Origin of the sequence: Desulfofundulus thermobenzoicus, assembly GCF_009428905.1 — a bacterium.
GTDB lineage: Bacteria > Bacillota > Desulfotomaculia > Desulfotomaculales > Desulfovirgulaceae > Desulfofundulus_A > Desulfofundulus_A thermobenzoicus.
The window spans coordinates 31,519-58,012 of sequence record NZ_WHYR01000013.1 but is presented as its reverse complement, the minus strand read 5'-3'; the positions used below and the strand labels follow the sequence as shown (position 1 = coordinate 58,012).

The window sequence follows — 26,494 nt, the reverse complement described above, 5'->3', positions numbered from 1 at the left end:
TGCATGCTGTACCTCCTTTCGTCCTGGCATGTGGGGACTGGTCACCCCCACATGCCCCCACTTCTTTTTTTAAAATTTGGAGGAGCAGCAAAAGGCATGCGTATAGCAGTAATTGACGGGCAGGGCGGGGGCATTGGCCGGGTCATCGTGGAAAAGTTGCGAAAAGCCCTGCCCAAGGACGATGTGGAAATCATCGCCCTGGGTACCAACGCCATGGCGGCGGCATTGATGCTCAAGGCAGGGGCCAACGATGCAGCCAGCGGCGAAAATGCCGTTATTTACAATGCGGATAAGGTGGACATTATTGTGGGCACCATTGCCGTGCTGATGCCCCACAGCATGCTGGGGGAATTCACCCCGGCCATGGCCGAAGCGGTGGCGAAGAGCCCTGCGAGAAAGATTCTTTTGCACCTGAATCGCTCCAATGTAGAGATAGTGGGGGTAGTTGCCGAGCCGCTACCCCATTTGATTGATTTTCTGGTAGAACGGGTGAAGACTATAATGGCTGCCAGGTGCGCGGGAAAGGGTTAAAGCCGTTTTTGAAGCTCTACTCCACCGCATGTGCCGCAAGCCTTTCCAGGAAATGGATATTGACCGGGAGAAGCTACAGGTGATCATGGGCGGACAAAAGGCACGCCATGCTCACGATTATCACCACGGCCACAGCCACCGGTAATATGAAGACGCGTGCGGGGAGGGTGTGGCCGGTTTTTACGTGCAGTGACATTGAGCCGGAGGTTTGCAGAGTGATTGAGCTTCGCCAGCTGACCAAACATTACGGAAACATTGTCGCTGTAGCCGGCCTGGACCTGCATATTGAGAAAGGGGAGATCTTCGCCCTGCTCGGTCCCAACGGTGCCGGTAAGACTACCACTATAAGGATGCTGACCATGCTCACCAAACCTACCGGCGGCGCGGCCTTAATTAACGGCTATGATGTTATGCGGGATCTGGACAGGGTGAAAAAGGAAATCGGCGTGGTGCCCCAGCATATGAACCTGGACCAGGAGTTGACCGCCCGGGAAAACCTGGAACTGCACGGGCGCCTGCACAGGATTCCTGCTTCCCGCCGGCAGGAGAGAATCGAGGAACTCCTCGACTACGTGGAACTCCGGGAGCGGGCAGGGGATCTGGTGAGCAAATTTTCCGGAGGCATGAAACGCCGGCTGATGATTGCCCGGGCATTGATGCACAACCCAAAAGTTCTTTTCTTAGACGAACCTACCGTGGGTCTGGACCCCCAGACCCGCCGCAAGATCTGGGACTTAATCCGGCGGATGAACAGTGAAGGCATGACTGTCCTTTTAACCACCCATTACATTGAAGAAGCAGAAGTTCTCTGCCACCGTGTGGGCATTATGGATAAAGGCCGGTTGATTGCCCTGGGGACACCCCGGGAATTAAAGCAAAAGGTAGGAGAAGTGGTGGTGGAATCTTTTGGAGGTAAGGATACCGGTTATAAACTTTTTCCCAGCCGTGATAGGGCCCTGGCCTATGCCGGCCAGCTGGATGGAAATGTTTTAATCCGGGAATCCAACCTGGAAGATGTTTTCGTCGAGCTAACCGGGCGTAAGGTGGGTGATTGAGATCGATTTCTACACCGTATTCTGGCGGGAAATGGTGGTTTTCAGGCGCACCTTTGTTAAATTCTTTGCTTCCCGGCTGGTCAGCCCCCTTTTATATCTGGTGGCCTTTGGCTGGGGGCTGGGCCGGGGGATTCAAATGAATGGGGGCAACTATCTGGAATTTGTAGTGCCCGGGATTATCGCCCTTTCGGCCATGAATACCAGCTTTAACGCCGTGGGCGTTTCCCTGAATATGAGCCGCCTGTACCACAAAACCTTAGAGGAATACCTGATTGCTCCCATCGGCGCCGGTGCTTTTGTGCTGGGCAAAGTGCTGGCGGGCACCGTGCGCGGGCTGATTGCTTCTTTGATCATTCTGGCACTGGCTTTTGTGTTTGGAGCCCACCCTGCTATAAATGGGTGGTTTTTCCTGGTGGTCATCCTCACCTGTTTTCTCTTTGCCGCCCTGGGAGTGGTGGCGGCCATGACCATCAACTCCCACGAGGATATGGCCAACTTTTCTACTTTTGTTATTTTGCCCATGTCCTTTCTCTGCGGTACCTTCTTTTCCCCCGACCGCCTGCCCGGGGCCGTAGCATATATAATAGAGGTGCTGCCCTTAACTCACTCCAGCCATGCCTTACGTGCCCTGGCCCGCGGGGACGGGCTTCTGCCCGTATCCCTGGCAGTGCTGGTGGGGTATGCGGCGGTGTTGTTTGTTGCTGGCGTAATGGTGGTGAAAAGGGTCAGGTAAAAAAGAGGGAGCTGTATAGACCCCCTCGTTTAATGCAGGTGGAGCGATTTAATTTCCTGCAGCAATTTTTCGCCGTCGCTTATATGTGCCTGCAGGTGACTGATGCGGCCCGGATCGGCATTTGTGCGTTGCAGATCTTTTAAAATTTTAATTGACTTTATACAGGGAGAAGCAGTATAATAATTGTACAGAGGATGGATGCTGTTTCACGTATCCCGGCGGATAGTGTTAAAAAACACTGGTTGCACCACGGCGAAAGTGTAAATGAATAAAAATAAAAGTGGTGGCAGAAGCCACCGTTTAATGATTGTTTTGACACAAAGCAGGAAAAAGCGTAAAGGCAACCATGAAGGTGCTGTTTCCCTCCAGAGGAAGGAGGCAGGCTTTCATGGTTTTCTTGTTTTCTCCGGTGCAAGGCCGGACGTAAGGTCAAGCTGCGTTCTTCCAACTTTCGGGGGTCTAAGCTAAACCTTGGCTTTAGCTTTTAACCCTATACCTGTTTGCCGGACGGGATCCCCGGTAAACGGGCCAACTCCTTCTCACAACGGGTATGCAGGGCCTGGTCAACCCTGCATGCTGTACCTCCTTTCGTCCTGGCATGTGGGGTCTGGTCACCCCCACATGCCCCGTTCTTTTTTAGCCCCGTTTTCACGTTACGCGAAGGGCTTGAAATCTGACGCCGGGTGGGATTTAATTTTATCGGGCACGTGCTGGGTGCAGGCTGGCTCAGGCTGAAAATATTAGACGGCTAAGATCAAGCGATTACCCTGGGATAAAGGTATGTGCCCACTGCTGTAGCCAGAATGCAGGCTACCAGCAAAACTCCTACGTCCGCCTGCCAGTTGGTCAATTGGCCGGCAACAAGGGCGCCACGCAGGAAGTCCACCATATAGCTTAGCGGGTTGACCGATGCCACCACGCGCAGCCAGTCGGGCATGATGGAGATGGGATACAGTGCGTTGGAAGCAAAAAACAAGGGCATGGTGATTAACTGGCCGATACCCATGAAACGTTCACGGGTTTTAACAATGGCGGCAATAATCATGGACAGGGTGGCAAAAAATACGGCTCCCAGTATGACCACACCGGCTGCTGCTAACAGGAGGGCCGGGTGCCAGTGCAGGGGTATGCCGGTTATGGCCGCAAGCAGGAAAATGATGATTACCTGGCTTAAGGCACGTACTCCGGCCGCCAGAGCCTTGCCCAGCACCAGCGCCAACCGGGGTATGGGCATGGCCAGAAACTTTTGCAGTATACCCATATCTCTTTCCCAGATAGTCGAAAGACCAAAGAAGATAGCTGTAAACATCACCGACTGCGAGAGGATGCCGGGGGTCATATAAGTCTGGTAAGTTACCCCGCCTGTGTCAAATGCGCGTACCTTGCTGAAAGCCTGGCCGAAAATCAGCAGCCAGAGCACAGGCTGCACGGCCCGGGTGAACAGCTCCGTCGGTTCGTGGCGCAGCTTGCGCAGTTCCATTTCAATAATGACCACCATGTCTGTTAGTGCCTGCAGCACTGTGCCGCCTGATTTTGCCGCCGGTTCAACCGAGGCGGCGGCTGATGTGGCGAACCTGTCTGATTCCACGAAAATCTCCCCCCGCATCCAAAAAATTACCGGTAAAATAAGTAAATACATCATCCATGGAAGCACCGGGGTTACCCACCAGTGCCTTTAATTCCTCCGGCGTGCCGGTAACCACCATTTCGCCACGATTAAGTATGCCAATTCGATTACAGACTGTATCGGCCTCTTCCATATAGTGAGTGGTGAGCAGGATGGCCATACGGGAAGCCCGGCGTAGCTTCGCGAGTATTTCCCAGACTCCCCTGCGGGCCACCGGGTCCAGCCCCACCGTGGGCTCATCCAGGAAAAGCACGCGCGGGTAATGGAGTACGGCCTGGCCGATTTCCAGCCGCCGCACCATACCGCCGGAATAGGTGCGCACCAGCCGGCCGGCGGCATCTTCCAGTTGCATGAAATGCAGCAGGTCGGCAATACGCCTTTCTCTTTCTCTTCCTTTTAAACCGAGCAGTTTGGCAAAAATCATCATGTTTTCATAGCCGGTGAGTGCCCCATCCACCGACAGGGCCTGGGGTACATAACCGATACATTGCCGTACCCGGGCCGCCTGCCGGCGCACATCGTAACCGCAGACCGTTGCCCGGCCGCTATCAGGCAGTAAGAGGGTGGTCAACATGCGTACGATGGTTGTCTTACCCGCTCCGTTTGGCCCCAGCAGGCCAAAAACCTCCCCGGCTGCAATGTTAAAAGAAACACCTTTTACCGCGGTGTGTTTGCCGAAGGATTTTTTCAGTTGTTCAACCTCGACAATTACCTCCACCGGACACCGCTCCTTATTTCATCTGCCCCAGCACTTTCTCCAGCAGGCTGTAAAGCTGGCGTTTTTCCTCCCCGTCGAGCGGTTCAAAAAGGGCTGATAAAACCCGGTGCCTTTCCTGCCGCCAGGCGTGAAATACTGCCTGCCCGTGCTCGGTGAGATACACAGTTACCACCCGCTCGTCTTCCGTTCCTCGTTTTCTGCATACCAGGCCATCCCGTTCGAGTCTCTTGACAGTGATGGTCACCGCGCTTGAGCCGGTACCCATGCGAACGGCAATGTCTTTAATCCGCTGTGGCCCAAACCGGTGCAGGATGTGCAAAACCCAGTACTGCTCAGGTGTAATCTTACCCTGTTTTACCGGGTGTGACGTCAAACGCCAGTAACGCCAGATTTGCCAGAGCGCATCGGCAATTTTTTCAGTGATCAACTGCTCGTTATTGTTCATCACATCACCTGTCTTTCCAAGTAAATATACCATCAAAAAATTTGATGGTCAATATATTTCACATTTAGAACTATTCATTTGGCTGCTCGGTCCGGCCGGTTTTAGAGTTCTCGAATGAAACAGATTATGAGCCTGCGCGGTATCGAACACAAGGAGTTGAGAAAATTTAAACAAGGAGGAGGAATTTGGGGAAGCAAAGCGAATCATTTTGATAGTGTCCATTTTAAGGCCATGAAGGACCTTAGTGCCTCGTCGAAGCGAGGGGTGGGTTTTCATGGCTTGTGTTTTATTACTTTGGGGTTGGATATCCCTGCATCCAGTGCTCTGGTTCATGGTGCTGCTATGTAACTGCGCGTGTTACTTGCATATGTCTAGTTGATGGACTGTGCGGCCCTTATCAATCCGTGTTTTAAAGAGAGGAGGGGCTTTCGGATGACCGATTGGGAAAAAGTAATAGCCTTTCACGGGCATCCATGTTGTTTGCTGGCCATCGGGTACCGGGCAACAAAAGTTGCTTTGGAAAAACTGGGTGCTGGTGTTCCCGGGCACGACCTGGTGGCCGTGGTGGAAAACCGTACCTGTGCCGCCGACGCGGTGCAGGTGGTCTCGGGTTGCACATTTGGCAAGAGGAACTTCGTCTACAGGGACAACGGCAAATACGTCTTTACCTTTGCCCGCATGGGAGAGCGGCAAGCTTTGCGGGTAAGCTTGAAGGCAGGGGTGCTGAGCAGGGAAGGTGATGAATTTGTAACCCTCATGGAAAAGGTGGCCAACGGCGTAGCTACAGAAGGGGAGCGGGAGGAGTTTTACCGCCACCAGGAACCCCTGATGAAGTACATCCTGGAAGGCCCGGCGGAAGAAATTTTTGAAATGCAATTTGTAGATTCAGAAATACGTCTTCCCGAGCTCTGCCTGGAGATGATAACCTGCAGCCGTTGCGGCGAAGAAATGATGAAAGATCATGCCTTTTTTCAAGATGGACGCCCGGTCTGTAAGGATTGCTCAGTATAGATTATTCACCTTTTTGTTGACACTTTCTAACGGTTAGTTTAAACTGGAGTTGAGTAAAGAAAGAAGAATTTGTCGCGTACAGAAGCCGTGTTCGTTTAACGACCCTTTTTAACCGGGACAGGTGCAACACGGATAGGTTTTAAGAATAAATTTAAGCGGGCGAAAATAAACGGCCACGAAGGCCCACAACTTCCTTTTCACGAAGGAAAGGGTCACCGTGGCTTTTTCTTTTTGCATCAGGTGCAAATTTTCAAGTGAAAGGAGTGAGTTGCCCTGGATATCAGGAAAATTTTATCAAAGATCCAGCAGGATCAGATTACCATCATCCAGGAAGAGGTATCGGTCCAGTTCGATAACCACCAGCAGACGCCCCTGGGGTTTCAATGGCGTAACAAACACTACGAGGTGCTGGAGCCTATCTTGGTAACCAGGTCCACAGGAGGTCACCTGCACTACCTTTTGCTCACCGATGGAGGCGTCTTTAACTTGACTCTGGTACGCGAAAAAGAGGATTATCCTTTTTGTAAAAGCATGTGGGTTTTGAGGTACCGGGTGAAGGACGATGTTCCTGCTAAAAAAGAAAGTCATGGTTTTAGCAACGTGATTCCTTTGTATCCAGTAAACCGCAGTAACAATTCTTCTCCTTTGCCGCAGGGGACAAGCAAGTTGATGGCGGTTCCCGTGCCCCTTTTAAACATCGTTTATTACCACGGGCATCTTTGCCCGGAACTGGCCGTGGGCTACCGGGTCGGACTGGTTGCTCAAAAAGAACTGGGCCTTACGCGCGAAACGGCAAAGGATTTCTTTGTTTTGGCAGAAAACATGACCTCTGCCATAGATGCCTTACAGTTCATGACGGGCTGTACCATAGGAAATCAGAACTTTTTTGCCTACGATCTGGGTAAACACGTTTATTACTTTGGTAGTTTCCCTGCTGGTTCTGAACCCCGGCAGGAGGCCCTGCGGGTGGCTTTAATTAACCCAATTGTTGACCTCAGCTGCCAGGGTGAAATTGAAAAGAGGATCGTTGCCGGCCGGGCCAGTGCAGCCGATTTAGAAGAATACCAGCAGGCCATTGACGATGCCGTGCGGGAGATATTGAGCATTCCCGATGAGAGCTTGTTCGTGAAGTCCAGGGTCTCGCTGCGGCCGCCGCAAACGGCCTGCCGCCGCGACTACATTAAATGTTCCTGCTGTGGCGAGGTGGTGGCAGTGCAGAAAACCGTGGTGGGAGAAGATGAGCTTTTATGTCAGGTCTGCGCGGCCAGAAAAATAGTTTGAAGTAAAAACAGTTTCTTTACAGAAATGCAGCAAGAACCTTTCTGCCAGCATATCCATTGCCGGAAATTTTTACTGAGTGGACTGTCCGGCTATCGGTGAGGTTGCTCACGCCAAAAATATTCCTTGATGGTTGTCCTTATGCAAATATTTCCTTCCCCTTGATGGTGAGACCGGGCAAAAGATGAGGTTGCCAGCTATCCTCTTCGCCGTAAACTCCGGTTTTTATGTAATCATTGTCCTTCCACAGGTATACCGTCACTTTCCGGGCGTCGGGGTCCACAATCCAGTATTCTTTGACGGCATGGCGGGCGTACAGCTTTTTCTTCAGGTCAAGGTCTCTTTCGGCAGTAGAAGGCGATAAAATCTCGATGATCAGGTCGGGTGCCCCTTGAATGTTGTTTTCCCCCACAATCGAAAGGTTCTCGCGGCTCACGAAGAGCACATCCGGCTGCACCACATCGTGGCGGCTGAAAAGCACATCAAATGGCGCCTCGTAAACTTCTCCCAGGCCGTGGGCTTTGGCAAATGACCATAAAATGGTAGCCAGGTTTAAACTTATCTTCTGATGCGCCCGCTTGGGGGAAGGAGTCATGAAAAGATCGCCTCCGATAATTTCATACCGCCTGTCTTCAGGCAAAAGCAGGTAATCTTCGTAGGTGAACTTGAGGTGCTCAGGAATGGAAGACATTAAATCACCTCCAGGGCGAGCGTTTTTAAAATTAAGGAATGTTAGCGAATTGGTCCTCTCATTAAAAGTATACCACTTAAACCAGGGGAGGAGTTCTTCATGTTGAAGGTAGTGCAGGGTCACGAAATTTGGGTTCTGCCCGAGGGAAGTCATGGTCACGAAGGACATGAAACCCGGTGCCGGATTTTTTACGGGCACGCCATGCGTCCCGATGGCTTGGCGGACCCGGCGCGGCTGGCGGCCTGGGTGCTAATCCCCGGTGAAGCAAAGCTTTCCTTAAAGGTAGAAGCGGGAGATGACCGGTTTCACCTGGTGGCGTTTACGCCCGACCGGGATGGGTTCTGGCCCGTGACGGTGGAGAACGACGTCGGGCCGGTGGCGGTTACCGCGGACGGTTTTTACCGCCGGGGGACGCGTAAAGACTACCCGGATGCCCGGGAAGTGGGCTACTACTACCAGTATGCCAAGACATACGTGCAGGTGGGGCATTTCTGTGCCACCTGCGGCCCGGTGGTGCAGCCACCGGAAATCATCAACCTGGCCCACGACCTCGAACTGATTCTTACCCCCGGTGCTTACCGGGTGGGGGACGAAGTAATTCTGGAAGTTCTTTACCGCGGCCGGCCTTTACCGGGGACAGAAGTGAAGGCGACCTGGAGCCTGCGGGAAGAAGATGACTGGGGGCTAAGCGCAAAAACTGATGATGCAGGACGGGTGAAGTTTATCTTGAGCAATCCCGGGCACTGGCTTTTTTACACCCGGGTTGCCGACGAAACCCTGGGCCGGGAAGACGAGTACGACAAAAAGGTGTACAGCGCCACGCTGAGCCTTTTTGGTGTACGGTGAACCCGTTTGGAAGGATTTATTGACAAGTGATGAAGCAATTAATTGACATATGATAAGTGGTATGTTATAACAAAACCAAAAAAAAGGAGTGATTTGGAAGGTGAATGTACTTATTGTAAGTTGTGGTTCCTACGTATCCCAGGGTTATGGCTGTCCCGGCGAGTGGAAATGTTTTAAAGCCGCCCGGGACCGGGAAGGAAACTTTAAGGATTATGATTCTGTGAATGTGGTAGGTTTCCTGACTTGTGAATGTCCAGGGAGATCTTTGATTCCAAACATCGGTTGTGTTAAGAAGAATGTAGATTTTGATGTTATCCACCTTTCCACCTGTATGGTTAACGCCTGGCCGGCCTGCCCCTACAGGGATGTGGACGAGCTTGCTAAAAAGATTACGGAAAAGTTTGGGGTAAAGGTAGTCAAGGGAACTCATGATTACGCATAGCTGACGATAGCGGTTCCTGGAAAAAGGTAACAGCTCAAAGAAATGGATTTTCATCGTAGAAACTTGATTTCGGTGGACCCGTTGTTAATGCACCGGGCTGGGTTTCCGGGTCTTTATATCCTTTTTAGAACTGAAATAATGCGTAACGGGGTGTCCTGCTTCCCTGATGGGGGCAGGCTGAAAAGGGAAGCCGGTGCAAATCCGGCGCGGTCCCGCCACTGTGAGGGGGAAGGGACCCACATAATGTCACTGTCCAGCACTCAGTAAGATTGTTTTCTGCTTTGAGAGAAATTGGTTACTGCTACGATAAGGTTACGGCGAAGGGATCCATAACATGGCTGAGTGCTGGATGGGAAGACGTGGAGTTCCGATGAACCCGAGCCAGGAGACCTGCCCCGTTCATTAAGCCATGCTGCCTACGCGGATAGGGAGGTGGTAGGTCTGGTTTTCCATGCCCCCGCTTTATGCGTAGCGGGGGTTTTTGATTGCCCGTTTTTAATTGCCAGAAGGAACCCAGGCATTATATCTGGCCGGACGGGCGGAAATTTCCGGGTGGGAAAAAAGTTTCTTGATGAGGTGTTAAATATGCCGGAAGAAGTCAGGGTGGCTTTAATTCATGCGGCCATCAAGTGGAAAGATAAGGAACATAACCTGCGGCGGTTGCTGGCCTTAAATGAAGAGGCTGCTGCCGGTGGTGCCCGGATCATTGTAAATCCCGAGCTGGCCACCACGGGTTATGCCTTTGAAAGCAGAAGGGACATTTCCCCCTTTGTGGAGACCGTTCCCGGCCCGACCACGGAATTGTTCGGTGCCCTGGCCCGTCGGTATGGGGTCTATATCTGCCTGGGGCTGCCGGAAGTGGATTTAAAATCGGGTATTTATTATAACACTGCTGTGCTCATAGGTCCCGACGGCCGGGTAATGGGTGAGCATCGCAAGCTGGCCCCAGCCTTCAAGGAAAATCTCTGGGCGGCCCGGGGTAACCTGCCGGTGCTGGTGGCAGAAACCTGCTTTGGAAGAGTTGGTGTGCTCATCTGTGCTGACACTTACTGGTACAAGGCGGCCCGCATTGCTGCATTGAAAGGCGCCCGGGTGCTGCTGATCCCGGCCAACTGGCCGCCCCATCACTACCCGCCGGAAGTTTTCTGGCGTGCCCGTGCTCTGGAAAACGGGGTTTATGTACTGGCCTGTAACCGTACGGGTCAGGATAAGACGATGAACTGTAATGCCTCACAATCGTTTATCATTGGCCCCGACGGTAGCGTTTTAAAGGAGGTACAGTCTGCGCATGACACCATCCTTTATGGCACGTTGCCTTTAAAAAACGGAAGATTTTTTACCCCCGGGGCCGATATCCTGCTGGGTGACAGGCGGCCGGAATTCTATGCCGGTATAACGCTGGATACCTTTTCCCAGTTTGAACCGGAGGTGCTGCTGGGGTTGTCCGCAGGTAAGGAGTTTGCCGTAGCCACAGTTCAGTTTGCTCCATGGGCTGGAGAACCGGTGAGGAATAGCAGGCGCATTTTATCATTCCTGGACCAGGCTGCAGACCTGGCTGCCCGCAGGGGGATGAAGCTCGACCTGGTTGTTTTTCCGGAACTTGCTGTAACAGGGGCCATATCTCAACCATCACAGGCAGAAGAACTGGCCGAACCGGTTCCCGGCCCTGTTACCGGGGCCGTTATCCGCAGGGCAGAAAAGCTGGACCTGTATGTGGTGATGGGGGTGTTGGAAAGGGAAGACGGTCAACTGTTTAACACTGCCGTGTTGATCGGTCCGGCGGGATTGCTGGGAAAATACAGAAAGATACACCTGAGTCCGTCCGATAGGGAATGGGCTCGCCCCGGGCAGGAAGATTTTTGCTTTTTTGACCTCCCCTTTGGCAGGGTGGGCCTTTTACTGGGGCATGACCTGTTTTTTCCGGAAAGCCTGGAGAGTCTGGCCAAACAGGGGGTGGATGTGCTCTGTGTTCCCGCCCTCTGGAATGATGAAAAAAGCCAGTTTATCTGGGAAGCCAGGATAGCCGAACAAATGCACCTGGTGGTGGCCAACCAGTGGGGGTCCAACGGTTCTTTTTGTGCCCTGGGCGGCAGCTTAATTTACAGTTATTCCCGGTACTCTGAAAGGCGCGTGCGGCTGGTGTCTCCTGTTAATGAGGACAGGATCAACATTATGCTTTTAAACCCGCAGGAAACCAGGCAGAAGAAGTTCCTGGAAGAAGTGGATTATGACCTCCTCCTGACACATTACAAACTTTTTTAGACAAATAGAAAACCAGGGTGGTGTAGCCCTGCCGGTATTCCTGTATGCGACCGGAAACGATGAGCTGGGTAGCCGGGGGATAGCCTGGGTGGTGGAAAATTACTTCAGTCGCCAGGGCCAGCCGCTGGTGGATGTGGTGGTAAACACTCTCATGTTTGCCCAAACCATGGCCACGCCAACCTTCAGCCGGGTTGAAGAAAAGGATCTCTACCTGCGCCTGGGCGTGCCATTAATCAAAGCCATCCTTTCCGTAGCGAATGGGAAAACAGCCAGCAGGGTCTCGGCCCGCTGGACGTGGTTATGAGCGTGGTCCTGCCGGAGTTTGGCGGCGATCTGATTACTGTGCCGGTGTGCCTTCACTCCCGCACTCAACACCCATCGCAACACTTGACTTCTAAGTGAGAACTTAATTTGGGTGTTGAGTGCTGGGGGGACGAAGCCCCCGGGCTTGTCCCGGGGGAGGTTCACGCAAATACCTCCTTGCCCTTGATGGTGAGACCGGGCAAAAGATGAGGTTGCCAGCTATCCTCTTCGCCGTAAACTCCGGTTTTTATGTAATCATTGTCCTTCCACAGGTATACCGTCACTTTCCGGGCGTCGGGGTCCACAATCCAGTATTCTTTGACGGCATGGCGGGCGTACAGCTTTTTCTTCAGGTCAAGGTCTCTTTCGGCAGTAGAAGGCGATAAAATCTCGATGATCAGGTCGGGTGCCCCTTGAATGTTGTATTCCCCCACAATCGAAAGGTTCTCGCGGCTCACGAAGAGCACATCCGGCTGCACTACATCGTGGCGGCTGAAAAGCACATCAAATGGCGCCTCGTAAACTTCTCCCAGGCCGTGGGCTTTGGCGAATAACCATAAAATGGTAGCCAGGTTTAAACTTATCTTCTGATGCGCCCGCTTGGGGGAAGGAGTCATGAAAAGATCGCCTCCGATAATTTCATACCGCCTGTCTTCAGGCAAAAGCAGGTAATCTTCGTAGGTAAACTTGAGGTGCTCAGGGATGGAAGACATTAAATCACCTCCAGGGCGAAGTGTTTTTAAAATTAAGGAATGTTAGCGAATTGGTCCTCTCAAAAAGTATACCACTTAAACCAGGGGAAGAGTTGTAGATTTTGATGTTATCCACCTTTCCACCTGTATGGTTAACGCCTGGCCGGCCTGCCCCTACAGGGATGTGGACGAGCTTGCTAAAAAGATTACGGAAAAGTTTGGGGTAAAGGTAGTCAAGGGAACTCATGATTACGCATAGCTGACGTTCCTGTTTTTCCATGCCCCCGCTTTTATATCCTGGCGGGGGTTTTTGGTTGTCCTCTTTAGTTTTATTTTTCCAAATCGTTAATTATTTTTTGCAAGAATTGAATAACTGCCATGATACTTTTTTTAAATGCCATCCAAACATCCTGTATATTAAGGGCCAGGTGGTCCATCTTTTTCCACCGCAGTTCTTTGGCATAGGCGTGACGGTAAAGGTGTCTGAACGCCTTGTAGTCAGTCAAAATCTCGTGCATTTCAGCCGAGATTATGGCCGGCCTTACACCGGGTGTTTTCCGCGAACTGATATAGAGCAATTCCGAATGCCAGTCCCCGGACCGGGGCATGTACCCGTCCACTGTTTTGATTATCCGCGCTAAAATGTCTTCTATTCCGGTGTAAAAGTGGTGCAGGTAGCCAGCCAGGGCCATTAGCTTTTCTTCGGGAATCTTGCCGGAAATACGGTTTATTTCCTGACCCAGGGAATGAATTTTGCCTGCGATATTCTCTATGGAGGGCATTTTATCTTCCAGATCACCTATTAAACCCAGGTAGGCATTAATCTTTTCCTCGCTCATAAATAATCACACCCTGGTGGTATATTTTTTTCTTCAGGGATAACGGGGCTTCTTCCAGCAGGATCACGTCCACCTGGAAAGGACGGGCGATATTTTCTGCAGCCGTTAACGCCTTTAAATGATCTTTTTCCTCCAGGCCTTCCAGGGCAATGTCTATATCCGAGAGGGTGGTAAAGTGTTCACCGGTCAGGGAACCGAACAGATAGATCCGGCGTAGCGGGAAAAGAAGCGGCAGTTCTTCTGCCAGCTGCTTAGCTTTTTCCCAGGCCTCTCTTTTACGGGCGGCCAGGGATTTTTCTTCCAGCCTGGCTCGCCTTTTGTGGCCTGCCAGATATTCTTCATACTGGGACGCCTCATTATACCCGCACATCCTGGACACCTGCCCTTTTACATTTCGTATCGTTTCTATCTTCAAGTTTACACCAGGCGGCGGTAGCTGGCAAGGATTTGCAGATGCAAGGATTGGCTCTGCTCTGAAAAGGGGTTGACAGGAGGGAGGAATTATCGTATGATTAACATTGAGAATGAAATTCATTGTCTTAATCTAATGAGAATGAGACTCATTCACAACATTTCAGGGGGTGGGGGCTCATGAATGAATCAAGCAGTATTAAATTGCTTGGTGAATTGGCCCAGGGAACAAGGGGCCGGGTCGTACGGATTAATGCTCAAGGTAGTTTGCGCCGGAGCATTCTGACTATGGGGCTGGTGCCCGGGGTGGAGATCACTGTTCAAGGCAGGGCGCCGCTGGGTGATCCAATGGAGATCGTTTTTCGAGGTTTCCGGTTGACTTTGCGAAAAGAAGAGGCAAACGGTGTGGCGGTGGAAGTCTTTTAAAGTCTATCCTTAAGACCAGGAGGTGATTACGGATGAAGCCACTGGGGTTTATGGCCCAGGGGGAAAGTGGGGTGGTCCGGGATGTTGCAGGAGGGGTTGCTTTGCGTGAGAAATTAACCGCTCTCGGTCTTGTACGGGGAAAAGTTATCCGTATGGTTCAAAACAACGGCATTGGCCCGGTAATTGTAGCCCTGGGGGAAGGACGCCTGGCTTTAGGCCGGGGCATGGTACAAAGGATTTTTGTTGATGAGATCACCGGTTAAGGAAGCTTGTTTATCATGGAAGTTGCGCCTAACTTACAACCCGGGGGAATTGTCATTGCCCTGGCAGGTAACCCAAACTCCGGGAAAACCAGTATTTTTAACAACCTGACCGGTGCCCGTCAGCATGTCGGTAACTGGCCGGGGGTAACGGTAGAGAAAAAAGAGGGACGGCTTATTTACGACGGAATTTCACATCAGGTAGTAGACCTGCCGGGCACATACAGCATGGGTGCTTTTTCGGAGGATGAAATAATTGCCCGGAATTATATTTTAAAAGAAAAACCGGATGTCATTATTAACGTGGTAGATGCCTCGAATATAGAACGCAATCTTTATTTAATTTAACTGTCCAGTTACTGGAGATGGGTGCCAATGTAGTGGTTGCCCTGAATATGATGGATGAGGCCCAAAATCGCCACATATCTATTGATGTTGCCAGGCTGTCCGAAATTCTGGGTATTCCGGTAATACCTACGGTGGCGACCAGAAAACAGGGAATGAAGGAACTGATAATCGGGGCCCTAAATGCTGCCAGGAACCCAGGGCAACAGCCGCTGAAAATTACATACCAGCGGGAAGTTGAAGAAGAAGTGGCCGCCCTGTGCGCTGTGCGATGCAGTGGATGCGATGACCTCGGAACGTCCTTACCGCCCGCCACTGAGCTGGCAGCAGTGCCGGCAGGAAATTGTAGCCGGTAAAGCCGGGCAGTTTGACGCCGTGCTGGTGGAAGCGGCAGAAAAGTTGTGGCCTGTATGGGAGAGAACATATTCTGCGGCGCGCGGTGTGGGGACGGGCTTTTCAGCCAGACCATAAAGAAGAATTTTTATAGAAACCGCCCCTGAAAACCCACCCCCTTGTGGGGTGGGATGAAAGGGGGCATCGCCCGTTAGGGCGACAAGTGTATTCCCAAACACCCGTTCTAGTACTATAATCATAGTGATGAAAAAACGAACCACTGCGTCTACAACATCAATTACCATATCGTGTTTTGCCCAAAATACCGGCATAAGGTAATTACCGGCAGGGTAGAAGACGTCGTAAAACTGACAATCCAAGAAATCTGCAACGCTTACGCATACACACTCATCCAGATGGAAACCATGCCGGGTCAACTGCACATTTTCCTATTGGCTCCGCCCACGGTGGCCCCTACCGATATTGTCCGGAAACTCAAAAGCATCACCGCCAACAAAATATTCTCTGCTTTCCCGGGCCTTAAGAAAAAATACTTCTGGGGCAGCGGAATGTGGAGCAGAGGCTACTATATCGGTACAGCCGGTAATGTAAGCGCCGAAACTATCCACAAATACATCGAAGCTCAAAAATCATTCCGGAAGACCTTCTATGTCAATAGGCTTATCAAAAAATTTTAGGTAGTACAAATGTTCGTGGTCTTTGAAAAGGAGGTGAAACCAGGTGAGCCGGTGCAAAAACAATGCGGTCAAGAAACTGAAAGTTCATTTCCCGGAGCAAGCCGTAGACATCCTGGTGGAAAAGTTTCCCCTGCACATTAACTCGGAGCAAGCTGTTTTAGCTCGCAACCTGCAAATGGAAGCGGCCAAAGTCTGGAACGCCACCTGCAACATCCACCGCACCATATACGGCAGGTATGGTTACTGGCTGAACGAAGGTGCAATTAAAGCGCTGCTCAAAGGCAAATACGGCCTTCACTCCCAATCGGTGCAGGCCGTGGTGGAAACCTACTTCGAGTGCTGCGAGCATACCAGGGAATTGCACCTGCAGGGGTACAGGGAATGGAAGTACCCTTACCGCCGGAAAAGGTTTTTCACTGTTACCTGGAAGGAAGCCGCCATTACCCATAAAGGGCGTATATTGAAACTTTCCAACGGTTGGGGCAGAGAACCGCTGATGGTAAAGCTCCCGAAAAGGCTTACCAACGCCGCAATCCTGCAAGCGCAACTGGTCTGGCACCATAATCAATACTGGCTGCACGTAACGGTGGAGAAACCGGCCCTGTTAAAAGTTCAGGGCGACGTTTGTGCGGCCATCGACCCGGGCGAAGTGCATGCCCTGACCATTACCGACGGCGATGATGCTTTAGTGATCAGCGGCAGGCTGCTCCGCTCGCTCAACCGCTTGAGAAACAAGGTGCTGCGGCAGTTGCAACGGGCCATCTCCAAAACGAAGGAAGGCTCCAGGAAGCGCAGGAAACTCCTGGCTAAAAAGTACCGTTTCCTCAACTGGGTCGAACGGCGGATAGAACATATCCTGCACGCCATATCCGCCAACGCCGTCCGCTGGTGCCTGGGAAGGAGCGTTAGAACGGTTTACATCGGCAACCCGGAAGGTGTGCGCAAAAAAGACTGCGGCAAAAAACACAACCAGCGCATGGGCCAATGGGCCTTCGGCAAGTTACGCGATTTGCTGGCATACAAGCTCAAGCGTCACGGCATAGAGCTGATTCCGGTGGATGAGCGTGGCACCTCCGGCACCTGCCCGGTATGCGGGGAGTACACCAGACAAACCGGGCGCGTATACCGGTGCGGCAATGCTTCCTGCGGGTTTACCGGGATTCACCGGGACGTGGTGGGAGCCAGCGGCATCCTTGACAAAGCTTTGCACGGGAGTTTCTCCAGGGGCCGCAGGCTGCCCGGAAAAGTGGAATACCTGCGGCCGCAAGTGCTGGCGCCACAGAAAGCAGCCTGACGTATCTACGATGAGTAGTAGATGCCTATGGACCGGGCCTGGTTGTGGTGACGCGACCATGTAGCTCACGAGGAAAGCGTAAGACCTGCGCTTTAGCAGGCAGCATTCCGATGACATGAGAAACCTTCGGGACGAAGCCCCCGGGCTTGTCCCAGGGGAGGTTCACTGACATTTTCTCTTAATTGCCTTACAATGGTTGGTTTAAACAATAGTTGACATTTTCTCTTAATTGCCTTACAATGGATTAAACAATAGTTTAGCAATAGTTTAGCAATAGTTAAACAAACTACTGTTAGTTTATAACCATAAAAACTGAGGAATATCGATTTTGCTGAAACTTTAGCCCCGTAACGAAGACGGGATCAGAGCGGACAAGCTGGACCACAACCGAAAAGGTAATGATACAAAAGGCCACGGAGGCCTCCGGTTTCCTTCCCAGAAAGGGTAAGGAGGGTGCCCGTGGCTTTTGTTTTTTGGGGCTGGTACCCGGGATAAAAAGTGGATCCCCTTCATCAGCAGGTTATTAAAGCCAATTATCGCGGCCGTTAATATGGGAGGTGGAAGTTGATGGCTGATGCACACCGGGATTATTTTAACCAAAAGGCACCCATTTGGGACAATTTATTGACTGGTGAGACATTGGAGCGGTTGAAAAAAATCATCGATGAGCTTGCCATCAGACCCGGGAGCTTTATTCTGGACGCAGGTACCGGTACGGGGGTTCTTTTACCTTTTCTTGTTGAAGCGGCCGGTCCGGAAGGCAAAGTGGTGGCGCTGGACATTGCTGAAGAGATGCTGGCCAGAGCCAGGGCGAAAAATCCGGGGAATGTGGAATTTGTACTGGCGGACATAAGCTGTACGCCATTTCAGGAAGATACTTTCGATGAGATCATCTGCAACTCCTGTTTTCCTCATGTTACCGATAAACCCCGTGCGCTGGCCGAAATGGCCCGCATTTTAAAGCCTGGCGGGAGGCTGGTCATCTGCCATTCCATGAGCAGGGAGTCAGTAAACGATTTGCACCGGTCATTAGGGGGGGTGGTCGCCAACGATCTGATTCCCGACGATGATAAAATGCAGGAATTGTGCAGGCAGTGCGGGTTAGTGGAGATTGAAATTATCAACACAAGGGAGAAATATGTTTTGAAAGCACGTAAACCCGTTTTAAAAAGTTAACCGGGAATAAATATGGAATGCTGTCAGCGCGGAAGCCAGGGAGTGAGCGTGGACCCAGCACTCACTGGATATACCAGGTCTTCGTAAAACCAGAGGTACCAATTGAACCTGAAATATCAGGAGCAGAGCCATATTGTGGTGAGTGCTGGGCGGCACCCGGGCTGGTTCACTGAACATTTACAATGGAGGAGGGTCCATCGCGTTGAAAAGGGTTTATTCGCGCATTACGGCAATTATTCTGGTAATTTTTTTGTTAGCTATCTCTGGATGTGCGGCGAAAGAAAGTCCGAAGCTAAAAGTTGCTACGGGTACGTCATTGATTGCTGATATTGTCAAAAATGTCGGCGGTGATAAAGTAGAGGTCGTGAATATTGTCCCTCCCGCTGCCTGCCCGGGGCATTTTGACCTGAAGCCGGGCGATGTGCAGAAGCTGGCGGAGGCCAGGCTGTTTTTGCGCCACGACTGGCAGGGGAGTATGTTTACCAAAGAACTGATAGAATCGGTGCATAATAAGGACCTGCAGGTGGTTGAAGTTGCCGTGGCCGGCAACTGGATGGCACCCCCGGTGCAAAAGGAGGCGGTTACAAAAATTGCCGGAATATTGATGGAAAAAGATCCATCTAACAGGGCTTATTATGAGCAAAATGCCGACCGCCTGGTTTCACAGATTGAGGCAAAAGGCCAAGAAACCCTGTCCAGGCTTCAGGCTGCCGGCGCAGGCGGCGTGAAGGTACTCTGTTCCGAGATGCAGCAGGGGTTTTTAAAATGGGCCGGTTTTGACGTGATGGCTACTTATGGGCGGCCGGAGGAGCTTAACCCGCAAAAAATGCAGGAGCTTATCAACAAAGGAAAACAGGCTGGTGTAAAGCTGGTGGTGGATAACCTGCAGAGCGGCCCGGATGCAGGTAAAGGTATAGCGAAAGAATTGGGGGCGGCACAGGTGACCATCTCCAATTTCCCGGGAGGGTTACCGCAAACGGATACCTGGAGCGCCGCCCTGGACAAAAATGTGGAGTTGCTTTTGGATGCGCTTAAGGAGGTAAAGTGAGATTACTTGCGTACGGTGGAACAGTATTCCGGAAAATGGGCTGTTCAACGGAGTTGCTCTAATAAAGATAGAAGATGCCGTCGTTTCCTACCGTGAAGATGTAGCTTTACGGGGCGTTTCGCTGTCAGTTGGAAAGGGCGAGCTGGTCGGCATCATCGGGCCGAACGGGGCCGGTAAAACTACCCTCCTCACCCTGGTGAACGGGCTGGGTAAACTCCTCCAGGGGCGGGTGGAAGTGCTGGGCTACTCGATTCAAAAGGGCTGCCCGGCCTTTTTGCGCCGGCGGATTGGCTACGTGCCGCAAATTCAGAACATTGATCCCCGGATGCCGGTGAGTGTGCGGGAAGTGGTCATGATGGGGCGCTACGGCCGCCTGGGCCTGCTGCGCCGGCCCGGACCGGCCGACAGGCGGGTGGTGGACAGCATGTTGCAGCTGGTAGGAATGAGCCACCTTGCCACTCGCCCCATCGGCCATCTTTCAGGAGGCGAGCAGCAGCGGGTGGCCATTGCCCGTGCCCTGGCCCAGGAGCCGGAGATCCTTCTTCTGGACGAGCCGACCGCGGCCCTGGACCGCCGGGCGCGGGTGGAGATCATGACCCTGGTCAGTGAAATCCACCGCTCCCGCCACCTGACCACCCTGATGGTGACCCACGAGCTGAAAACGGCGGCAGCAGTTTGCGACCGGCTGATTTTAATGAAGGAGGGTCGCATCTGGGCCCAGGGCACGCCCGCGGAAGTGCTGCGGGAAGAGTTTCTGGACCTCCTGTTCGGCGGCGAAAATATGATGGAAAATGCGGTCGCTCTTCAGTGACGCATTGGACTCCAGGATAATCATTGCCAAAAAGAGGTATCTGGGTGGTTGTAACCAGGGGGCTTTATTTTTTGGATCTTTCTATTCTGAGTTACCAGTTCATGCAAAATGCCATTCTGGCCGGTCTGCTTGGGGGCGTGGCCTGTTCTCTGATTGGGGTTTTCGTTGTCACGATGAACCTTTCTTTTATCGGGGTGGCCATCTCCCACGCCGCTTTTGCCGGGGCGCTCTGCGGGACCTGGCTGGGTTTTAATCCCCTGGCCGGGGCTTTTCTATTCAGTCTGGTGGCAGCAGCGGTAATCGGGCCGCTGGCCGACCGGGGAGAGTTTAACCCCGATACGCCCATTGGTATTATTTTTTCCGTTACGATGGGGATGGCTTTCCTGTTTATGGGCCTTTTGCCCGGCCCGAAAACCCAGGCCCTGGAGCTTTTGTGGGGAAGTATCCTTACAGTGAACGACCGCGACCTGCTTTTGCTGGCTGTTGTAGCGGCGGTCGTGGTGAGCTTGGTGGTGCTCTTTTTTAAAGAAATACAGGCTGTGATTTTTCACCGGGAAGTTGCCCTGGCCGTAGGCATTCCGGCCAGCCTGATTTTTTACGGCCTGCTTTTTTTAACCGGTGTGGTAATTACTGTTTCTTTACGCAGCATCGGCGGCCTGCTTATTTTTAACCTGATTTTGAACCCTGCGGCTGCTGCCTATCAGCTGACTTATAACCTGCGGTTGATGTTTATTTTATCTTCGTTGTTTGGTGTTCTTTCCACCTGGACGGGCCTTTTTCTTTCCGCCATGTTTGATTTACCCAGCGGGGCCACCATTGTCATTGTCTCTGGGGTTATCTTTGTCATCGCGGCTTCCTTTTCTCCCAAGCGCAAAGTAAAAAAGTGGGAGGATGAAGTATCGACAGGTCCTGGAAAAGCTCTTTTCAAATAGCCCGCAAAAGAGTACCGGACAGCAAAGGAATTTTGTAGATAACGTCGAATTAAAAAATAAAAAACTTATGGAACTTTTGACGGCAGAAAGCCGGAGCTTTCCTGATTGAGCCCGGGTTTAAAGCTGCGGATTATTAATTAGGCCACGAAGGCTGGTTCTCTAGCTTTTTGGAGAGGAGCCTTTGTGGCCTTAATTTTTGGGGGAGGGAATATTTGTGAATGTTCTCCCGGCCGGTGACCACCCTTTGTTGTCAACGGTTTATCCTTTTTTAGAACGCTTTTTTCCCGAACTTGCTGTTTTCCCGGAATTACTGATGCACAGTGTGCGCACGGCAAAATATGCCTTTCGATTGAGTTGCTTCCTCGGGCTCGGCAGGCCCCGGCTCCTTCGTTCTCCCCTGAGTTCGGGGGAAGCTCTTAAAGTGATGGCAGAAATAGGGGGTAAAAGACTGGATCCCCACCTGTTTCAAAAAGCGCGGGCTTTCCTGGCCCGTTTTAAGGAGGAAGCGGTTTGATGTCAGGGAGTGGGAGAAGGCGCAGTATAATTCAGGTATTTACCGTCTGGTTCTTTGCCCTCGCCCTGGTTCCCACCTTGCTGGCTGTTTATGCTACGGCCAAGTACATCACCTTACAAACCGTTGCCTGGGCAAATAGATACCTGACCCAGATGGCTTTATATGAAAGCCAGATTATTTCCCTTTCCCTGAAACACACTCTGGAAGAAGATGGATTTTTCTTCTCTTTCCAGGGAGAGAGGATTGCAGCCAGTAAAGGCGGGCTGGTAAAAAGAATAGACCCGGCCCAACTCGGGCCTTTGTTTCCGGTGGAACCGGAGCCGGCCCAAATTTTTGCCCCCAGATTTCTTTTTGGATTTGGTTACCAGCCCAAACTGCGGCTCAGGGAAATGCCGGTCATTTACCTGGAAGATAGTAATGGTGCAGTTCTTTATCTGACCGGGATAAGAGAAAAATCCTCCTCCGGGGACAGGTTGTTACTTAAGGCCTTCGGATTAAAAGAAAACCTGGAGGTCAGCGCGCCGGTGCCGGGAACCAATCTCAGGGTAAGGGTTTGGGCTTCAGTGGGAGGGCTTGTGGAGGAACCTTTGCGGCAATTGTGTGTTCCTCTCGGCGGTACACTTATCCTGGTGATATTACTGTCAACCCTCCTTTATCCCCTGGCTGCGGCACAAATAGTATATCCCTTGAAAAATCTGGCTGAACGCTTGTCCCGTTTCGATCCGGCAAAAAAAGAGGATATCTTTGCAGGCAGCAAATTTCAGACCGGTGAGTTGGCCGGGATTGCTTCTTCCTTTAACAATATGGCCTTACGTGTACGGGACACTCTGTCCGAACTGGAGCAGAAAGTAAAAGAACTGGAGGAAAAAAACGAACTCCTCCACCAGGCCCGGCGGCGGCTGGAATGGCTGGCCAGCTATGATCCCCTTACAGGCGTTCTAAACCGCAGGTCTTTTATGGAGCGATGTTTGTATTTAATCAGGGAAGCGGGGGGCGAATTTCCCCACGTGGCCGTCTTGATGATGGACGTGGATAATTTTAAAACCATAAATGATTGTTACGGGCATCCGGTGGGCGATATGGTCCTGAAAAAAGTAGGGGAATTTTTGAGACATCAGGTCAGGAAGGATGATCTGGTGGGGCGGTACGGGGGTGATGAATTCGTCCTGTTCTTTCTCGTTAACCAACCGGGAGAATTTGATGTCCTTGCCCGGCGCATTTTTTCCTCTCTTTGCTCTGCGCTGGCTTCCGTGTCGGAACCGGATCTGAATGTCTCCATCAGCATGGGTGGAGCAATTGCCGGACGTGTTTTAATTGATGACGACCGCGACCTGGAACGGCTCATCAGCTTCGCTGACCAGCTTCTTTTAGAGGGCAAGCGCCGGGGTAAGAAGGCGGTCCTGATCCGGTGTGCGGAAAATTTGTCTTTTGTAAGAGAGAGTAATTCCTTATGAACTGCTGGTAGATTTTATTTAAAAAACCAGTTTAATTCGATAAAATTCCCAGCAGTAGGGAATTCCGGGGTTGACGGTATTCATTTAAAAGGGGGGCCGTTTTTTATGCCGGCCCCCCTTTTAAAAATTAATGCTCATGCTCGTGAACATGGTGTTCGTGGTTGTGCATCTCTTCTTCTCCCGGCAGATGCTCGTGTTCGTGGGTATGCGTTACCGCCGGATGGGTGTGTTCGTGAGCGTGAGTTGTCTCCCCGTGCGCATGTGCATGCGTGTGGGTTACCGCCGGGTGAGTGTGTTCGTGGGCATGCTTGATTACCTCGGTCATCAATCATCCCTCCTCCAGGAAGATTTTTCTGCCGTCCGTCGGCAGATATTCCTCATCAAAATTTTAACCTACAGATAGATGGTAAATCAAGTTGTTTCGCAAAATTTTTCTAAGGTTTACCTTTTAATTCCAGGGTGCGTGTCCAAAAAGGATTGGACTCAAGATAATTACTTGTAAAATGCAACGCGGCATAGCTCCCAACCCTGCCTGCTGGTATGCGGGAGTTTCTTACCGGGGATACACCGCTTAAAGTTCAAAACCGGAGGTGTTTAAACAGTGGGAAGGCAAAAAACAAAGCCTCAAACGAGCGGCAAGTGTTTTTTATGTGGGGGCATCTACGGTAAATCAGGGATGACCAAACACCTGTCCGTGTGCAAAAAGAAATATTTATTATCTTTTCCGGAAACGGTGGTGCCGGAAGAATATTTTCATATTGTTGTTGAAGGCCGCTATAATCTCGAATACTGGCTGCATCTCCTGGTGCAAAGCGAGGTAACTCTCAATCAACTGGACCAGTTTCTGAGGGATATCTGGCTGGAGACCTTCTCAGGGGCAGACGGCCATGGGCGGAGGGAAAACCGGTGCTCCGGCAGGGGCCTGCGTTTGTCCTCAATGCGGTGCCCAGGTACCTCACCAGCCGGGGGTTCCCTGTGCCAGCTTAACCTGCCCGAGCTGCGAGTCATCAATGATTAGAGGATAATTCAGTCCGCGGGACTACGGAAAGTCAAGAAAAGAATTGTAAGTTACTCCCCCTGGCTGTTCTCCGCTGTACTGCACTTCTGACCTGGAAATCAAGAATTGCTTTTTTCGGACAAAAGTACGTGTGCGAAAAATTAAGCTGTAAAAAATTTTTATGTTGCAGGATTTTCTTTTCGTATGTAAAATATTATTGACATGAAATAAAATATTATTGACATGAAACAAGAAATAGGGCGATAAAATTGGGGTCAGGAAGGCCCTTTGCCGGCCTGAAGGCTGGGCAGGGGGTCTTTTTGCATTTTCCGGAAAATACAGGATAGGAGGGGTTTTTCGATGCCCAAAATCATGATCTGCGGCCGGGGCGGCAGCGGCAAGAGCACACTGGTTACCTTGCTGGCAAGAGCGCTTGCTGAACGGGGGAAGGTGCTGGTGGTGGATACCGACGAATCGAACCTGGGCCTGCATAAAATGCTGGGCCTTTCCACCCCGGCGATGACTTTAATGGGTTGCCTGGGCGGTAAACCGGCGGTGCGCGAGAAGTTGCTGGCCTCCCTTCAACAAAAGGGCGACGAAAACACGGGTTTCTTCGCGGATGGTTTAAACCTGGCCAGTTTGCCCCCGGAATGTACTGGTGGGGAGTGGCCGTTGCGCTTTCTGCGTATTGGTAAAATTGAGCGCAGCATGGAAGGTTGCGCCTGTCCCATGGGGGCGGTGGCCCGTTCGTTTTTAAAGCAGTTGCGGGTTGATCAGGACGAGTGGGTGCTGGTGGATACCGAAGCCGGGGTGGAGCATTTCGGCCGGGGAGTTGTAGAGGGTGTCGACCTGGTGGTGATGGTGGTTGATCCCTCGCACGAAGCGATCCTGCTGGCCGACCGGGCTAAAGCACTGACGGCGGAGGCAGGAAAGGATTTTGTGGCCGTTTTAAATAAGGTCGATACCGCGACGGAATCTTTTCTTCGCCGGGAGCTGACCGCGAAAGGTATTCCGGTGCGGGGTGCGTTTGGTTTTTCACCGGAAATCATGGAAGCCAACCTGACAGGCAATCCGCTGCCGGCAGGAAACTGCCGGGAACAGGTAAATGAGTTGCTGGCTTCACTCTCATTTTAAGATTCTTTAAAACATTGTCCCGGTTTAGATGAGCCTCGACCCCGTGTAGTTTGTGGAGCCGGTGGCGGTAGCATTCGGACCAAGTGTGGGCGCCGGAGCAAGCGGGCCTGCATTTCCTGCGCCTGAGAGTATTTAGGGAGGTGGTTAGAATGGAAGCACAAAAGAATGGTGAAGGCTTAAGCACCTATCTGGAAAAGCTGGCTCAAGAGTTGCCGGAGGTAATGAAGAATTTTCACCAGCTGCACGAGGCGGTTGTTTCCGACGCAGCGCTTTCGGCAAAGCAAAAGGAATTGATCGCGGTGGGCATTGCCGTGGCCATTAGGTGTTCTTACTGCATTGCCAATCATGTAGCCAAAGCCCTGCAGATGGGCGCCAGCAGAAAGGAGATTTTAGAGGCCATTTCCGTAGCCATAATGATGGGTGGCGGACCTGCCGTTGCTTATGCTACAGAAGCTATGAAGGTGTTGGATACCTTGACGGCGGAGGGATAAGGAATGGGGAACTTTTAACCAGATGATGACTACTGATCCTTGAAGTTTTAAACATACATGATCAGGAGGCGGGAAGGGATGATTCTGGCGCCGCGCAAGAGGGAACAGGTGATGCCGCTGCCGGTGGTGCTGATTTCTACAGTGGGAAAGGACGGGGTGCGGAATATTGCTCCCTGGTCATGCATTACCCCCATTTTAAGACCCTTTGACGATCTTGTCCTGGCTTCCTGGATTAAGCGGGATACATTAAATAATATCCGGGAAACAGGGGAATTTGTGGTTAATGTGCCGCCTGTCAATCTGGTTGAAGCTGTAATGATTTGTTCCAAAAATTACCCGCCGGAAGTGGACGAGTTTAAAGAGTCCGGTTTAAAACCTCGCCCTTCTCAAAAAGTTAAAGCGCCCGGGATTGAAGGTTGCCTGGCGTGGGTGGAGTGCACGCTGGTGGAAGAGATTAGCAGGAAAAACTATTCTCTGGTCATTGGTAAGGTAGTGCACCTGGAGGCAGATGACCGCTTCTTCAATGAAGCCGGGGAGATGGACTACGAGCGGGCCAAGCCGTTATCCGTAATGCTCGGCGACCACGGGATGTGGTTTACCCGGCCGGTTTTTGCAGGCAGGTATGCAGATTACGCAGAAATGTTCCTGAGTAAAAAGGATGAAGCACCTGCTTTTACTGGCGAGAACGGGTAGGAGT

General features: G+C 51.7%; 31 protein-coding genes, 3 pseudogenes and 1 riboswitch. Of the genes and pseudogenes, 26 read left to right on the top strand and 8 right to left on the bottom strand.

Features of this window, described 5'->3' with window-relative positions; all coding sequences use genetic code 11:
* The first annotated feature begins 96 nt into the window (after positions 1-96).
* From GFC01_RS06600 to GFC01_RS06590, 3 genes are all read left to right on the top strand, one after another.
* Positions 97-531: a DUF3842 family protein gene (locus GFC01_RS06600; RefSeq protein ID WP_121450998.1), complete on the top strand. Its 435-nt coding sequence runs from the start codon at positions 97-99 to the stop codon at positions 529-531.
* A 215-nt stretch (positions 532-746) separates the two neighbouring features.
* Positions 747-1,586 carry an ABC transporter ATP-binding protein gene (locus tag GFC01_RS06595; RefSeq protein ID WP_341473795.1) on the top strand — a complete coding sequence of 280 codons (840 nt, stop codon included), beginning with the start codon at positions 747-749 and terminating at the stop codon, positions 1,584-1,586.
* The gene (locus GFC01_RS06590; RefSeq protein WP_341473794.1) at positions 1,579-2,319 is read left to right on the top strand and encodes an ABC transporter permease; all 741 of its coding nucleotides are present in this window, start codon (positions 1,579-1,581) and stop codon (positions 2,317-2,319) included. Before GFC01_RS06595 ends, GFC01_RS06590 begins: the two co-directional genes overlap by 8 nt.
* A 754-nt stretch (positions 2,320-3,073) precedes the next feature.
* On the opposite strand, the gene GFC01_RS06585 is transcribed toward GFC01_RS06590, so the two are convergent.
* Genes GFC01_RS06585 through GFC01_RS06575 form a run of 3 tightly spaced genes read right to left on the bottom strand, consistent with a single transcriptional unit; the run spans position 3,074 to position 5,109 of the window.
* Positions 3,074-3,907, bottom strand: a complete 834-nt coding sequence (locus tag GFC01_RS06585; protein WP_341473793.1) for an ABC transporter permease — start codon at positions 3,905-3,907, stop codon at positions 3,074-3,076.
* Positions 3,864-4,664, bottom strand: a complete 801-nt coding sequence (locus GFC01_RS06580) for an ATP-binding cassette domain-containing protein (protein ID WP_341473792.1) — start codon at positions 4,662-4,664, stop codon at positions 3,864-3,866. The genes GFC01_RS06585 and GFC01_RS06580 overlap by 44 nt, the downstream gene beginning before the upstream one ends.
* A 13-nt stretch (positions 4,665-4,677) precedes the next feature.
* Positions 4,678-5,109 carry a MarR family winged helix-turn-helix transcriptional regulator gene (locus tag GFC01_RS06575; protein WP_194174845.1) on the bottom strand — a complete coding sequence of 144 codons (432 nt, stop codon included), beginning with the start codon at positions 5,107-5,109 and terminating at the stop codon, positions 4,678-4,680.
* Between the two features lie 114 nt (positions 5,110-5,223).
* Between GFC01_RS06575 and GFC01_RS06570 the strand changes: the two genes are divergently transcribed.
* From GFC01_RS06570 to GFC01_RS06560, 3 genes are all read left to right on the top strand, one after another.
* Complete coding sequence (locus GFC01_RS06570; protein WP_152945841.1) at positions 5,224-5,457, top strand: hypothetical protein; 234 nt, start codon at positions 5,224-5,226, stop codon at positions 5,455-5,457.
* An 84-nt stretch (positions 5,458-5,541) separates the two neighbouring features.
* Positions 5,542-6,120 (top strand): FmdE family protein, encoded by a 579-nt coding sequence (locus GFC01_RS06565; RefSeq protein WP_152945840.1) that lies wholly within the window; start codon positions 5,542-5,544, stop codon positions 6,118-6,120.
* A gap of 669 nt (positions 6,121-6,789) precedes the next feature.
* Complete coding sequence (locus GFC01_RS06560; RefSeq protein ID WP_243137314.1) at positions 6,790-7,401, top strand: FmdE family protein; 612 nt, start codon at positions 6,790-6,792, stop codon at positions 7,399-7,401.
* Positions 7,402-7,537: 136 nt separating this feature from the next.
* Here GFC01_RS06560 and GFC01_RS06555 read toward each other — a convergent pair whose 3' ends face one another.
* The gene (locus GFC01_RS06555; RefSeq protein WP_152945838.1) at positions 7,538-8,089 is read right to left on the bottom strand and encodes a Uma2 family endonuclease; all 552 of its coding nucleotides are present in this window, start codon (positions 8,087-8,089) and stop codon (positions 7,538-7,540) included.
* Positions 8,090-8,188: 99 nt separating this feature from the next.
* Between GFC01_RS06555 and GFC01_RS06550 the strand changes: the two genes are divergently transcribed.
* The 4 genes and pseudogenes from GFC01_RS06550 (at position 8,189) to GFC01_RS06535 (ending at position 12,041) form a co-directional block, all read left to right on the top strand.
* The gene (locus GFC01_RS06550; protein ID WP_152945837.1) at positions 8,189-8,935 is read left to right on the top strand and encodes a DUF4198 domain-containing protein; all 747 of its coding nucleotides are present in this window, start codon (positions 8,189-8,191) and stop codon (positions 8,933-8,935) included.
* Positions 8,936-9,035: 100 nt separating this feature from the next.
* On the top strand, positions 9,036-9,377 hold the full coding sequence (locus GFC01_RS06545) for a CGGC domain-containing protein (protein ID WP_027356727.1): 342 nt from the start codon (positions 9,036-9,038) through the stop codon (positions 9,375-9,377).
* Between the two features lie 131 nt (positions 9,378-9,508).
* Positions 9,509-9,789, top strand: a riboswitch (cobalamin riboswitch).
* A gap of 173 nt (positions 9,790-9,962) precedes the next feature.
* Positions 9,963-11,639, top strand: a complete 1,677-nt coding sequence (locus tag GFC01_RS06540; RefSeq protein WP_152945836.1) for a carbon-nitrogen hydrolase family protein — start codon at positions 9,963-9,965, stop codon at positions 11,637-11,639.
* Positions 11,623-12,041, top strand: a pseudogene (locus GFC01_RS06535) (cobaltochelatase subunit CobN). Before GFC01_RS06540 ends, GFC01_RS06535 begins: the two are co-directional and overlap by 17 nt.
* Before the next feature lie 62 nt (positions 12,042-12,103).
* Here the strand turns inward: GFC01_RS06535 and GFC01_RS06525 are convergent.
* Positions 12,104-12,655 (bottom strand): Uma2 family endonuclease, encoded by a 552-nt coding sequence (locus tag GFC01_RS06525; RefSeq protein WP_152945834.1) that lies wholly within the window; start codon positions 12,653-12,655, stop codon positions 12,104-12,106.
* Positions 12,656-12,764: 109 nt separating this feature from the next.
* Between GFC01_RS06525 and GFC01_RS06520 the strand changes: the two genes are divergently transcribed.
* Positions 12,765-12,893: a CGGC domain-containing protein gene (locus GFC01_RS06520; protein ID WP_341473799.1), complete on the top strand. Its 129-nt coding sequence runs from the start codon at positions 12,765-12,767 to the stop codon at positions 12,891-12,893.
* A gap of 70 nt (positions 12,894-12,963) precedes the next feature.
* Here GFC01_RS06520 and GFC01_RS06515 read toward each other — a convergent pair whose 3' ends face one another.
* On the bottom strand, positions 12,964-13,473 hold the full coding sequence (locus tag GFC01_RS06515; protein ID WP_152945833.1) for a ribonuclease toxin HepT-like protein: 510 nt from the start codon (positions 13,471-13,473) through the stop codon (positions 12,964-12,966).
* The gene (locus GFC01_RS06510; RefSeq protein WP_152945832.1) at positions 13,454-13,843 is read right to left on the bottom strand and encodes a nucleotidyltransferase family protein; all 390 of its coding nucleotides are present in this window, start codon (positions 13,841-13,843) and stop codon (positions 13,454-13,456) included. Before GFC01_RS06510 ends, GFC01_RS06515 begins: the two co-directional genes overlap by 20 nt.
* A 221-nt stretch (positions 13,844-14,064) precedes the next feature.
* Here GFC01_RS06510 and GFC01_RS06505 point away from each other — a divergent pair, with 221 nt between their 5' ends.
* The 11 genes and pseudogenes from GFC01_RS06505 (at position 14,065) to GFC01_RS06460 (ending at position 23,175) form a co-directional block, all read left to right on the top strand.
* Positions 14,065-14,310: a FeoA family protein gene (locus GFC01_RS06505; RefSeq protein WP_152945831.1), complete on the top strand. Its 246-nt coding sequence runs from the start codon at positions 14,065-14,067 to the stop codon at positions 14,308-14,310.
* A gap of 32 nt (positions 14,311-14,342) precedes the next feature.
* Positions 14,343-14,573: a FeoA family protein gene (locus GFC01_RS06500; RefSeq protein ID WP_072870356.1), complete on the top strand. Its 231-nt coding sequence runs from the start codon at positions 14,343-14,345 to the stop codon at positions 14,571-14,573.
* Positions 14,574-14,588: 15 nt separating this feature from the next.
* Positions 14,589-15,175, top strand: a pseudogene (locus tag GFC01_RS06495) (FeoB small GTPase domain-containing protein); the annotation flags it as partial.
* Positions 15,153-15,386, top strand: a complete 234-nt coding sequence (locus GFC01_RS19330) for a hypothetical protein (protein ID WP_243137318.1) — start codon at positions 15,153-15,155, stop codon at positions 15,384-15,386. The pseudogene GFC01_RS06495 and the gene GFC01_RS19330, both read left to right, overlap by 23 nt.
* A 143-nt stretch (positions 15,387-15,529) precedes the next feature.
* Positions 15,530-15,946, top strand: a pseudogene (tnpA, locus tag GFC01_RS06490) (IS200/IS605 family transposase); the annotation flags it as partial.
* 43 nt (positions 15,947-15,989) lie between these two features.
* Positions 15,990-17,240 carry an RNA-guided endonuclease InsQ/TnpB family protein gene (locus GFC01_RS06485; protein WP_341473791.1) on the top strand — a complete coding sequence of 417 codons (1,251 nt, stop codon included), beginning with the start codon at positions 15,990-15,992 and terminating at the stop codon, positions 17,238-17,240.
* A gap of 567 nt (positions 17,241-17,807) precedes the next feature.
* Positions 17,808-18,416: a class I SAM-dependent methyltransferase gene (locus tag GFC01_RS06480; RefSeq protein WP_152945830.1), complete on the top strand. Its 609-nt coding sequence runs from the start codon at positions 17,808-17,810 to the stop codon at positions 18,414-18,416.
* A gap of 202 nt (positions 18,417-18,618) precedes the next feature.
* Positions 18,619-19,464, top strand: a complete 846-nt coding sequence (locus GFC01_RS06475) for a metal ABC transporter substrate-binding protein (protein WP_152945829.1) — start codon at positions 18,619-18,621, stop codon at positions 19,462-19,464.
* Position 19,465: 1 nt separating this feature from the next.
* The gene (locus GFC01_RS06470) at positions 19,466-20,275 is read left to right on the top strand and encodes a metal ABC transporter ATP-binding protein (RefSeq protein WP_341473798.1); all 810 of its coding nucleotides are present in this window, start codon (positions 19,466-19,468) and stop codon (positions 20,273-20,275) included.
* 71 nt (positions 20,276-20,346) lie between these two features.
* The gene (locus tag GFC01_RS06465) at positions 20,347-21,207 is read left to right on the top strand and encodes a metal ABC transporter permease (protein ID WP_207707584.1); all 861 of its coding nucleotides are present in this window, start codon (positions 20,347-20,349) and stop codon (positions 21,205-21,207) included.
* 513 nt (positions 21,208-21,720) lie between these two features.
* Positions 21,721-23,175, top strand: a complete 1,455-nt coding sequence (locus GFC01_RS06460) for a GGDEF domain-containing protein (protein ID WP_243137312.1) — start codon at positions 21,721-21,723, stop codon at positions 23,173-23,175.
* A gap of 127 nt (positions 23,176-23,302) precedes the next feature.
* Here the strand turns inward: GFC01_RS06460 and GFC01_RS06455 are convergent, their stop codons facing one another.
* The gene (locus GFC01_RS06455) at positions 23,303-23,500 is read right to left on the bottom strand and encodes a hypothetical protein (RefSeq protein ID WP_152945826.1); all 198 of its coding nucleotides are present in this window, start codon (positions 23,498-23,500) and stop codon (positions 23,303-23,305) included.
* Between the two features lie 276 nt (positions 23,501-23,776).
* Between GFC01_RS06455 and GFC01_RS06450 the strand changes: the two genes are divergently transcribed.
* The 4 genes from GFC01_RS06450 (at position 23,777) to GFC01_RS06435 (ending at position 26,490) form a co-directional block, all read left to right on the top strand.
* Positions 23,777-24,193 carry a hypothetical protein gene (locus GFC01_RS06450; protein WP_152945825.1) on the top strand — a complete coding sequence of 139 codons (417 nt, stop codon included), beginning with the start codon at positions 23,777-23,779 and terminating at the stop codon, positions 24,191-24,193.
* A gap of 339 nt (positions 24,194-24,532) precedes the next feature.
* Entirely contained in the window at positions 24,533-25,306 is a 774-nt protein-coding gene (locus GFC01_RS06445) for an ATP-binding protein (RefSeq protein WP_152945824.1), read from the top strand.
* 149 nt (positions 25,307-25,455) lie between these two features.
* A complete protein-coding gene (locus GFC01_RS06440; protein ID WP_152945823.1) occupies positions 25,456-25,797 on the top strand; it encodes a carboxymuconolactone decarboxylase family protein in 342 nt (113 codons plus the stop codon).
* Between the two features lie 78 nt (positions 25,798-25,875).
* Positions 25,876-26,490: a flavin reductase family protein gene (locus GFC01_RS06435; RefSeq protein WP_152945822.1), complete on the top strand. Its 615-nt coding sequence runs from the start codon at positions 25,876-25,878 to the stop codon at positions 26,488-26,490.
* Positions 26,491-26,494: the final 4 nt, after the last annotated feature.

Excerpts from the sequence above, each read along its gene's own strand:
- GFC01_RS06600 (WP_121450998.1), top strand. The coding sequence starts at position 97 with ATGCGTATAGCAGTAATTGACGGGCAGGGCGGGGGCATTGGCCGGGTC.
- GFC01_RS06575 (WP_194174845.1), bottom strand. The coding sequence starts at position 5,109 with ATGAACAATAACGAGCAGTTGATCACTGAAAAAATTGCCGATGCGCTC.
- GFC01_RS06570 (WP_152945841.1), top strand. The coding sequence starts at position 5,224 with ATGAAACAGATTATGAGCCTGCGCGGTATCGAACACAAGGAGTTGAGA.
- GFC01_RS06565 (WP_152945840.1), top strand. The coding sequence starts at position 5,542 with ATGACCGATTGGGAAAAAGTAATAGCCTTTCACGGGCATCCATGTTGT.
- GFC01_RS06560 (WP_243137314.1), top strand. The coding sequence starts at position 6,790 with ATGGCGGTTCCCGTGCCCCTTTTAAACATCGTTTATTACCACGGGCAT.
- GFC01_RS06555 (WP_152945838.1), bottom strand. The coding sequence starts at position 8,089 with ATGTCTTCCATTCCTGAGCACCTCAAGTTCACCTACGAAGATTACCTG.
- GFC01_RS06550 (WP_152945837.1), top strand. The coding sequence starts at position 8,189 with ATGTTGAAGGTAGTGCAGGGTCACGAAATTTGGGTTCTGCCCGAGGGA.
- GFC01_RS06540 (WP_152945836.1), top strand. The coding sequence starts at position 9,963 with ATGCCGGAAGAAGTCAGGGTGGCTTTAATTCATGCGGCCATCAAGTGG.
- GFC01_RS06525 (WP_152945834.1), bottom strand. The coding sequence starts at position 12,655 with ATGTCTTCCATCCCTGAGCACCTCAAGTTTACCTACGAAGATTACCTG.
- GFC01_RS06515 (WP_152945833.1), bottom strand. The coding sequence starts at position 13,473 with ATGAGCGAGGAAAAGATTAATGCCTACCTGGGTTTAATAGGTGATCTG.
- GFC01_RS06510 (WP_152945832.1), bottom strand. The coding sequence starts at position 13,843 with ATGTGCGGGTATAATGAGGCGTCCCAGTATGAAGAATATCTGGCAGGC.
- GFC01_RS06505 (WP_152945831.1), top strand. The coding sequence starts at position 14,065 with ATGAATGAATCAAGCAGTATTAAATTGCTTGGTGAATTGGCCCAGGGA.
- GFC01_RS06500 (WP_072870356.1), top strand. The coding sequence starts at position 14,343 with ATGAAGCCACTGGGGTTTATGGCCCAGGGGGAAAGTGGGGTGGTCCGG.
- GFC01_RS06480 (WP_152945830.1), top strand. The coding sequence starts at position 17,808 with ATGGCTGATGCACACCGGGATTATTTTAACCAAAAGGCACCCATTTGG.
- GFC01_RS06460 (WP_243137312.1), top strand. The coding sequence starts at position 21,721 with ATGTCAGGGAGTGGGAGAAGGCGCAGTATAATTCAGGTATTTACCGTC.
- GFC01_RS06455 (WP_152945826.1), bottom strand. The coding sequence starts at position 23,500 with ATGACCGAGGTAATCAAGCATGCCCACGAACACACTCACCCGGCGGTA.
- GFC01_RS06445 (WP_152945824.1), top strand. The coding sequence starts at position 24,533 with ATGCCCAAAATCATGATCTGCGGCCGGGGCGGCAGCGGCAAGAGCACA.
- GFC01_RS06440 (WP_152945823.1), top strand. The coding sequence starts at position 25,456 with ATGGAAGCACAAAAGAATGGTGAAGGCTTAAGCACCTATCTGGAAAAG.
- GFC01_RS06435 (WP_152945822.1), top strand. The coding sequence starts at position 25,876 with ATGATTCTGGCGCCGCGCAAGAGGGAACAGGTGATGCCGCTGCCGGTG.